This window comes from Williamsia sp. (assembly GCF_016462415.1).
GTDB lineage: Bacteria > Actinomycetota > Actinomycetes > Mycobacteriales > Mycobacteriaceae > Williamsia_A.
In genome coordinates, this window is the sequence record NZ_JAEMTF010000021.1 from 15,343 (window position 1) to 23,899 (window position 8,557).

The following is an 8,557-nucleotide window of genomic DNA, read 5'->3' on the forward strand; positions in this document are numbered from 1 at the left end:
CTCCAGCATCCATCGGGGTCATGGGCTAGTCAAACCTCGCGCTGCGCTCCGCAGGATCGAACGCGGTCGCTGCGCTCCGCAGAGTCGAACGCCGTCGCTGCGCTCCGCAGGGATCACACGGTCGCGTCGGCGGACAACCCCGTGCTGCGATGGCCGAGAACGGCGACGTTGACCATCAGCGCCACCATCGCGACGGCGACGAGAGTGAACACCGCACCCGAGCCGTTCGCATCGAGGAACGGCAGCAGGATGAACGGCAGGATGCCGGTGGCGAGTTTCGACAGCGAATATGCCGCGCCCGCAGCCGTTCCCCGGATCGCGGTGGGGTAGGAGTCGGCGAGATAGACGTGGTAGGCGTTGGAGAACAGGTTGGACGCCATCGTGTAGAGCACGCCGGAGACGACGATCGCCCAGGCGGCGTCGGCGAACCCGAACCACAGTCCGAACGCCGCCATCAGTCCGGCCGAGGAGATGACCAACCATTTGCGTTCGACGCGCTCGACGATCGGGATCGCGAGAATCGACCCCAGCGGGTAACCGATGTAGGTCGCCGCCACGAACCCCAGCGATGTGACGAGATCGAAGCCCTTGTCCAGCAGGATGATGGGTGCCAGGGTCCCGAACCCGTAGTACCCGAACACCTCCAGGACCGACAGGATCCAGAGCATGATCGTCCGCCGGGTCAGCGGCGCGCGGAACAGGGCGGTCGGTGAGACCTTTTTCATCGGCGTGATCTGCAGGTGCCGATCGGGCTCGGCCAGGACGTGTCCGGCGTCGATGGCCTGTTTCTCGAAGCGTCGGCAGATCTCGTCGGCCTCGTCGTGGCGGCCCTGCGTCTCCAGCCACCGCGGCGACTCGGGCAGACCGCGCCGCACGAACCACACCGCGAACGAGCCCAGTGCGCCGAACACGAACAGCCACCGCCACCCGTCGACCCCGAGCGGTTCCAGTGGCACCAGCCACCGCGCCAGCAGGCCGACGGTCGGCACCCCCAGGAACGCGACCGTGTAGGCCCACGAGATGAACTTGCCCCGCATGTTCTTGGGCAGCAGGTCGGACAGATACGAGTCGGCCAGGGCGAACTCGGCGCCGATACCGACGCCGGCGATGAAACGGGTGATGACCAGGAACGTCGCGTTGGGGCTGAACGCGCCGAGCAGTGAGAACGCCGAGTACACGGCGAGGTTGATCATGAACGCGCGGCGCCGGCCCACCCGGTCGGCGTATCGGCCCATCACGGCAGCACCGAGGAACTGGCCCAGGAACGCTGATCCGAGGAGCAGGTTCAGCTCGGTCCGGCTCAGGTCGAGGTCGGTCCGCAGCACCGACGAGATGGTCGCGGCCAGGAAGTTCTCGTAGAGGTCGAAGAACAGCCCGAGCCCGATGACGCCGGTGGCGACCCAGTGCGCACGCACGATCGGCAGGCGGTCGAGACGCGCTGCGACGCTCACCGCGGGGGTCTGGAGATCAGTCACTTCGACAGACTAATGACCGCTGTGGTGGTGCGGTCGGGGACGGGGTACGAGCCGCGAATCCGCTCCACTTGTGTAGAAACGCTCCGGTTGTAGGTGGAGCGTTTGGCGAGAAGTGGAGCGTTTGTCGGTGGGGTGGGAAGAGCCGCTGATTGTGCCGAAAGCGCGCACCGAGTGTGCGTTGTTTGGCTGTTTGCTCGCGTCTGGTGGCGAGCACACTCGATGGCGCTTTCCGCACAGTCAGCACGTGGAATCCGCTCCACTTCTGGTGAAACGCTCAGGTTGTAGGTGGAGCGTTTCGTGGAAAGTGGCGCGTTTCGCCGGGGTGCCGGCATTCTCGTACTTCAATGTCACTTGAGGTCGGCGTAGGGTGCTCGGCATGCCACCGAAGAATCTCGAACTGACCGTCGGGGAGTTGGCCCAGCGAGCCGGCGTCGCGCCGTCGGCGGTGCGTTTCTACGAGGACAAGGGACTGATCTTCAGTCGCCGCACCTCGGGTAACCAACGCCGGTACCACCGCGCGATGTTGCGTCGGGTCGCGTTCATCCGTGCTTCCGCAGCCGCGGGTATCCCGCTGACGAAGATCGGTGAGGTGCTCGCGGTGCTGGGCACCACGGAGTCCCCGACGCCACGGATGTGGGAGAAGGCGTCGAAGCAGTGGATCGACGACATCAACGAGCGCATCGAGTTGCTCGAGCACATGCGTGACCTGATGGGCTCGTGCGTGGGATGCGGATGCCTGTCGATGAGCAGTTGCAAGCTGCTCAACCCCGACGACGTCGCCGCCGCAACCGGTCCGGGCGCCTCACGCCTGCGGGTGCCGCGCGAGAACTGACGAACGCCTCAGGCGTTGTCGGCGCCGGCCTCGAGGTCGGCGACGACGATCTTGCGCATCTGCAGCATGGCCTGCATCGCGCCGTTCGCGCGCGTCGGGTCAGGGTCGGACAGCAACTCGTACAACCGCTTCGGCACGATCTGCCAGCTGAGACCGAACCGGTCCTTGAGCCACCCGCACTGCGACTCCTCGCCGCCGACGACGAGCTGATCCCAGTAGTGGTCCACCTCGGCCTGATCGGCGCAGGAGATCACCAGCGAGGCTGCCTCGGTGAACCGGAAATCGGACGGGTAGTTCAGCGCCATGAACCGCTGACCGGCGAGTTCGAACTCGGCCGAAAGCACCGGGCCGTCGGGCGACGATCGGTTCACCCCGTGCACCGTCGCATCTGCGAAGACCGACGTGTACAGCTCGAGCGCCTCCTCGAGATTCTCGTTGAACCACAGGGACGGGGTGATCGATGCCATGAATACTCCTCGGACGCGGGTGGGTGCTCACCGTACAGACCCGCCGAGGCGCCCGAACTCATCGTTGCGTCTACGACACCACGTGCGCGTCGGCGAGGTCGAGGACCTCGTCGATGACCGCGAGCGCGTCGGTCAGCTCGTCGTCGGATGTGGTCAACGGCGGCGCGACGTGGATCCGGTTGAAGTGTGTGAAGGGCCAGACGCCCCTGCCCTTGCACGCCGCGATCAGCTCGGCCATCGGCGCCGCGTCGGGACCGGAGGCGTTGAACGGGACCAACCCCTCCCGGGTCTCCGGGTTACGGACGAGTTCGATCGCCCAGAAGAACCCCATCCCGCGGATCTCGCCGACCGACGGATGGTTCGCCGCGATCTTCGACAGTGTCGGCCGGATCAGGTCCTCACCGGTCGCACGGACCCGGTCGATGACACCGTCGGCCTCGAACGCCTTGATCGACGCGACGCCGGCGGCGCACGCCAACGGGTGGCCGCTGTAGGTCAGGCCACCCGGATAGGGCACGTCGTCGAAGTGCTGCGCCACCCGCGATCCGATGACGACCCCGCCGAGCGGGACATAGCCGGAGTTGACGCCCTTGGCGAAGGTGATCAGGTCCGGGGTGACCCCGAAGGCGTTGACGCCGAACCACTCTCCGAGGCGTCCGAACCCGACCATGACCTCGTCGGCGATGTAGATGATGCCGTACTCGTCGCACAGTTCGCGGACACCCGCGAGGTACCCCGGCGGCGGGACCAGGACACCGTTGGTGCCGATGACCGTCTCGATGATGATCGCGGCGATGCTGTTCGGGCCCTGCAACTCCACGACCATCCGCAGATGCGCCAGGGCCGCGGCCGCCTCGGCCTCGACCGAGTCGGTGGCCCACGGTGAGCGATACGGATACGGGCCGAAGAACCGGACGACGTCGCCGCCGGTCGGTTCGGCGCGCCAGCGTCGCGGATCGCCGGTGAGACCGATGGTGGTCCCGGACGCCCCGTGGTACGAGCGGTACATCGAGAGCACGGTCGAGCGGCCGGTGACCACGCGCGCCATCCGCACCGCGTGCTCGTTGGCCTCGGCGCCGGCGTTGGTGAAGAACACCTTGTCGAGGTCGCCCGGTGCCCGCTCGGCGATGAGTCGCGCCAGCTCGCCGCGGACGTCGTTGCCGAACGCGGGGGAGATGGTGGGCAGTGTCTTCGCCTGCTCGCAGATCGCCTCGACGATCGCCGGGTGGCCGTGCCCGGCGTTGACGTTGACCATCTGGGAGCCGAGGTCGAACCAGCGGTTGCCGTCGTAGTCCCAGAACCACGATCCCTGCGCGCCCGCGATGGGCACCGGATCGATGTGGGCCTGCGCCGACCACGAGTGGAAGACGTGGGCGCGGTCGTCGGCGCGGACCTGTGCCCCGGCCGCGGGGTCGATGTGATTGTCAGCCATGGTCCCAGTGTCCCCCGTCTCCGACGATGCTCATGGCGCGGTGTCGATCGCGGTCACCTGATCGGCCAGTGCGGGCATGACCCGTTCGCCATAGGCCTCGAGGGTCGCCGTCTTGGCGTCGTGCTGTAGGTAGATCGAGAACTGGTCGACGCCGAGCGCACGGAGTTCGGCCAGGCGTGCGACATGGGTCTGGGCGGAGCCGATCAGGCAGAACCGGTCCACGATCTCGTCGGGCACGAAGTCGGCGTGGCTGTTGCCCACGCGACCGTGGCGGTTGTAGTCATAGCCGGTACGCCCGGCGATGTAGTCGGTGAGCGCGGCCGGGACGTCGGATCCGGTGCCGTAGCGGGCGACGATGTCGGCGACGTGGTTGCCGACCATGCCGCCGAACCAGCGGCACTGATCGCGTGCGTGGGCGATGGCCTCGGGGGAGTCGTCGGCGGTGACGTAGGCGGGGGCGGCGACGCAGAACGTCACCGTCGACGGATCCCGCCCGGCCGACTCGGCCGCCGCACGCACCTTCTCGATCATCCAGGCGGCGATGTCGGGATCGCCGAGCTGCAGGATGAACCCGTCGGCGACCTCCCCGGTGAGGGCCAACGCCTTCGGACCGTATGCGGCGACCCAGACCTCCAGCGACGACCCGGTGCTCCACGGCAACCGGACCTTGCTGCCCTCGTGCTCGACCGCGCGGGAGTTGGCCAGTTCGCGGATGACCTCGATCGACTCGCGCAGCGTCGCCAACGTCGTCGGTGAGCCGCCCAGGGCCCGCACCGCGGAGTCGCCGCGGCCGATGCCGCAGATCGTGCGGTTGCCGTACATCTCGTTGAGCGTCGCGAACGTCGACGCGGTGACCGTCGGGTCCCGGGTGGCCGGATTGGTCACCATCGGCCCGACGATCACCTTGCGGGTGGCGGCCAGGATGGCCGAGTGGATGACGTAGGGCTCCTGCCACAGCAGGTGCGAGTCGAAGGTCCACACGTGGGAGAACCCGAGGTTCTCCGCCCGCACGGCGAGCTCGACCACGCGTGACGCGGGCGGATTGCACTGCAGCACAACACCGAAATCCATGTCTGATGACCCCTAGCTCTCGTCTGGTCCAGCTCCGCTGCGCTTCGTGTCCGTCAGATCAGGTTCTGCGACAGGCCGCGTTTGACGAACGAGCCGTGGGTTCTGGTGCCGTGGTAGGCGCCGTCGTCGATGATGACACGACCGCGCGAGATGACGGTGTCGACGTGGCCGTCGATCTCGAAGCCCTCGTATGCGGAGTAGTCCATGTTCATGTGGTGCGTCTTGTCGACGCCGATGCTCGTGTGTCCGTTCGGGTCGTAGATGACGATGTCGGCGTCGGCGCCGGGGGAGATCACGCCCTTGCGTGGGTACATCCCGAACATGCGCGCGGGTGTCGTACAACAGATGTCCACCCAGCGTTCGAGCGAGATCTTGCCGTCCTTGACGCCCTGGAACATCAGATCGATCCGGTGTTCCACCGACCCGATGCCGTTGGGGATCTTCGCGAAGTTCCCCACGCCCATGTCCTTCTGGTCCTTCATGCAGAACGGGCAGTGGTCGGTGGCCACCGTCGTCACGTCGCCGGTGCGGATGTAGCGCCACAGTTCGTCCTGGTGGCCCTCCGCACGTGGGCGCAGGGGAGTCGAACAGACCCACTTCGCCCCCTCGAAACCCGGTGCGCCGAGCTGCTCCTCGAGGGACAGGTACAGATACTGCGGGCACGTCTCGGCGAACACGTTCTGCCCGTTGCCGCGAGCCGTCGCGATCTGTTCGAGGGCCTGCTTGGCCGAGACGTGCACGACGTAGAGCGGCGCCTTGGTCAGATGGGCCAGCATGATCGCCCGGTGGGTGGCCTCCTCCTCCATCTGCCAGGCGCGCGAGGTGCCGTGGAAATAGGGGGCGGTGTCACCGCGGGCGAGCGCCTGCTCGACCAGCACGTCGATCGCGATCCCGTTCTCCGCGTGCATCATCATCAGCGCACCGAGTTCGGCCGCGGACTGCATCGCCTGCAGGATCTGCCCGTCGGTGGAGTAGAAGACACCCGGGTAGGCCATGAACAGTTTGAAACTCGTGATGCCCTCGGCGACGAGCTCGGACATCGCCTTGAGAGAGTCGCTGTCGACGCCGCCGATGATCTGATGGAAGCCGTAGTCGACGGCGCAGTTGCCCGCCGCCTTCTCGTGCCACGCGGCGACGGTGTCCTGCAACCGCATCCCCGGGTTCTGTACGGCGAAGTCGACGATGGTCGTCGTGCCGCCCCACGCCGCGGCGCGGGTGCCCGTCTCGAAGGTGTCGGAGGCGAACGTGCCACCGAACGGCATCTCCATGTGGGTGTGGGCGTCGATGCCGCCGGGGATCACGTAGCGCCCGGTCGCGTCGATCGAGCGGTCGGCGCTCGCCGCGAGATCGGCACCGAGGGCGGTGGATCCGGGAGCAACGACCGCGACGATGGTCTCGTCGGAGATCAGGACGTCGAGGGGTTGGGCGCCGGTGGTCGACACCACCGTCCCGCCATGGATGAACGTCGTCGGCACTGTGGTGTCCCTTCGATCGAGGAGAGCGGATGTCAGGGGGCGGTGAGCGGGCCGTAGGCGTCGGGTCTGCGGTCGCGATAGAAGGCCCACCGGTTGCGCACCGACTCGATGAGGCCCAGGTCGAGGTCGCGCACGATGAGTTCGGGGTCGGTGTCGGAACCGGCCTCCCCCACGAACTTGCCCTCGGGGTCGACGAAATAGCTGGTGCCGTAGAAGTCGTTGTCGCCGTACTCCGCCTCGACGCCGACGCGGTTGATGGCCGCGACGAAGTACTCGTTGGCGACGGCCGCCGCAGGCTGTTCGAGCTTCCACAGGTAGCTCGACAGGCCGCGACTGGTGGCCGACGGGTTGTAGACGATCTGCGCGCCCGCGAGGCCGAGCGCGCGCCAGCCCTCGGGGAAATGGCGGTCGTAACAGATGTAGACACCGACCTTGCCGACGGCGGTGTCGAAGACCGGCCAGCCGAGGTTGCCGGGACGGAAGTAGAACTTCTCCCAGAAGCCGGGCAGTTGTGGGATGTGGTGTTTGCGGTACTTGCCGAGCAGGGTGCCGTCGGAATCGATCACCACCGCGGTGTTGTAGAGGAATCCGCCCTGTTCGCGCTCGTAGATCGGGACGACCATCACCATCGACAGTTCTCTCGCGAGCTCGCAGAAGGTGTCGGTGGTGGGGCCGGGTATCTCCTCGGCGAACGCGTAGTACTTCTCCTCCTGCACCTGGCAGAAGTACGGCGCGTCGAAGACCTCCTGGAACCCGATGATCTGTGCGCCCTGCAGCGCCGCTTCCCGCGCGTAATCGACGTGGGCTTTGATCATCGTCTCGCGCTCGCCGGTCCAGGATGTCTGGACGATCGCGGCACGGACGGTCTGCTCGTTCATCCCCAGATTCTGCGCCCAGACACGTTTCTGCGGCATTGCATTGGGGTAAAACGATCTCCGCTCTCGTGGCGGGGCGTCCGGCTCAGCGGGTCACTCGGTGGCGAGCCGGAGTCCGAACGCCACCAGCGCCGCGCCCGTGACTGCGTCCATGGTCCGACGAATACGTCTGCGGGTGAACATCTCTCGCGCCCGGTCGACACCGAAGATGACCACCCCGAGGTAGGCGGTGCCGATGATCGGGAAGCTCACCGCGTAGATGGCGATCGCCGCGAGGCTGGGGTCGCTGCCGAGGAACTGTGGCAGCACGGCCAGGTAGAACGCGATGACCTTGGGGTTACAGATGTTCGACACGAACCCCTGGCGCCACCCCGCGATCGCCGAGGACGAGCCGCTGCGTACCGCGGTGTCGTCGTCGTACTCCCCGCGCCGGGCGCTGCGCAGTGCCTGGAAGGCCAGGAACAACAGATATGCGGCGCCCACGTACTTCACGGTGAGGAACAGCGGTTCGATCGTCACGATCAGCACCCCGAGGCCGGCCGCCGCCGCGGTGCTCTGCACGACGTTGGCGGTGCTGATGCCGAACAGACACCAGCCGCCGCGCCGTCGTCCGCCCTGCAGGGTGTTCTTGATCGCGACCGCGGTGTCGGGGCCGGGAAGCAGCGTCAGCAACGCCGCCAGAGCGAGGAACGCACCATAGGAAGCCCAGTTCATGCGGGCCACGATAGGGCCTGCTCGCGCTGCCCCCAAGCCGTGGACGGCCACGGGGTCCGCGCCGCCGGCGGTGCGAGGCCAGAGTCAGCATTCTTTCCCGCTCACCGGGAAAGATTGCTGACCATCTCGGGGCGATGGGGAACGGCGCGTCGGAAGTACCGCACCGTCGTCGACACGAGCGACAGCACCGCGAGGCCCATGATCGCGGCGTAGATC

The 8,557-nt window shown here is 67.0% G+C and carries 8 protein-coding genes; 1 reads left to right on the forward strand and 7 read right to left on the reverse strand.

Annotation, left to right across the window (positions count from 1 at the left end):
- Positions 1 to 113: 113 nt before the first annotated feature.
- On the reverse strand, positions 114 to 1,475 hold the full coding sequence (locus JHC79_RS07705) for an MFS transporter (RefSeq protein ID WP_296389571.1): 1,362 nt from the start codon (positions 1,473 to 1,475) through the stop codon (positions 114 to 116).
- Between the two features lie 376 nt (positions 1,476 to 1,851).
- On the opposite strand from JHC79_RS07705, the gene soxR reads away from it, so the two are divergent.
- Positions 1,852 to 2,307, forward strand: coding sequence for a redox-sensitive transcriptional activator SoxR (gene soxR, locus JHC79_RS07710; protein WP_296389572.1), 456 nt, complete (start codon positions 1,852 to 1,854; stop codon positions 2,305 to 2,307).
- Between the two features lie 8 nt (positions 2,308 to 2,315).
- Here soxR and JHC79_RS07715 read toward each other — a convergent pair whose 3' ends face one another.
- From JHC79_RS07715 to JHC79_RS07740, 6 genes are all read right to left on the reverse strand, one after another.
- On the reverse strand, positions 2,316 to 2,774 hold the full coding sequence (locus JHC79_RS07715; protein WP_296389573.1) for a VOC family protein: 459 nt from the start codon (positions 2,772 to 2,774) through the stop codon (positions 2,316 to 2,318).
- Positions 2,775 to 2,844: 70 nt separating this feature from the next.
- Positions 2,845 to 4,206, reverse strand: a complete 1,362-nt coding sequence (locus JHC79_RS07720) for an aspartate aminotransferase family protein (protein WP_296389574.1) — start codon at positions 4,204 to 4,206, stop codon at positions 2,845 to 2,847.
- Positions 4,207 to 4,236: 30 nt separating this feature from the next.
- Positions 4,237 to 5,277: a TIGR03842 family LLM class F420-dependent oxidoreductase gene (locus JHC79_RS07725; protein ID WP_296389575.1), complete on the reverse strand. Its 1,041-nt coding sequence runs from the start codon at positions 5,275 to 5,277 to the stop codon at positions 4,237 to 4,239.
- A gap of 53 nt (positions 5,278 to 5,330) precedes the next feature.
- Positions 5,331 to 6,752 (reverse strand): dihydropyrimidinase, encoded by a 1,422-nt coding sequence (hydA, locus tag JHC79_RS07730; protein ID WP_296389576.1) that lies wholly within the window; start codon positions 6,750 to 6,752, stop codon positions 5,331 to 5,333.
- A gap of 32 nt (positions 6,753 to 6,784) precedes the next feature.
- Positions 6,785 to 7,630 carry a nitrilase-related carbon-nitrogen hydrolase gene (locus JHC79_RS07735; protein WP_296389577.1) on the reverse strand — a complete coding sequence of 282 codons (846 nt, stop codon included), beginning with the start codon at positions 7,628 to 7,630 and terminating at the stop codon, positions 6,785 to 6,787.
- Between the two features lie 90 nt (positions 7,631 to 7,720).
- Positions 7,721 to 8,341 carry a LysE family translocator gene (locus tag JHC79_RS07740; protein ID WP_296389578.1) on the reverse strand — a complete coding sequence of 207 codons (621 nt, stop codon included), beginning with the start codon at positions 8,339 to 8,341 and terminating at the stop codon, positions 7,721 to 7,723.
- Between the last annotated feature and the right edge of the window lie 216 nt (positions 8,342 to 8,557).

What these genes read in the sequence shown, in the direction of transcription:
- soxR (WP_296389572.1), top strand. Translation starts at nt 1,852, where the DNA reads ATGCCACCGAAGAATCTCGAACTGACCGTCGGGGAGTTGGCCCAGCGA.
- JHC79_RS07715 (WP_296389573.1), bottom strand. Translation starts at nt 2,774, where the DNA reads ATGGCATCGATCACCCCGTCCCTGTGGTTCAACGAGAATCTCGAGGAG.
- JHC79_RS07720 (WP_296389574.1), bottom strand. Translation starts at nt 4,206, where the DNA reads ATGGCTGACAATCACATCGACCCCGCGGCCGGGGCACAGGTCCGCGCC.
- JHC79_RS07725 (WP_296389575.1), bottom strand. Translation starts at nt 5,277, where the DNA reads ATGGATTTCGGTGTTGTGCTGCAGTGCAATCCGCCCGCGTCACGCGTG.
- JHC79_RS07735 (WP_296389577.1), bottom strand. Translation starts at nt 7,630, where the DNA reads ATGAACGAGCAGACCGTCCGTGCCGCGATCGTCCAGACATCCTGGACC.
- JHC79_RS07740 (WP_296389578.1), bottom strand. Translation starts at nt 8,341, where the DNA reads ATGAACTGGGCTTCCTATGGTGCGTTCCTCGCTCTGGCGGCGTTGCTG.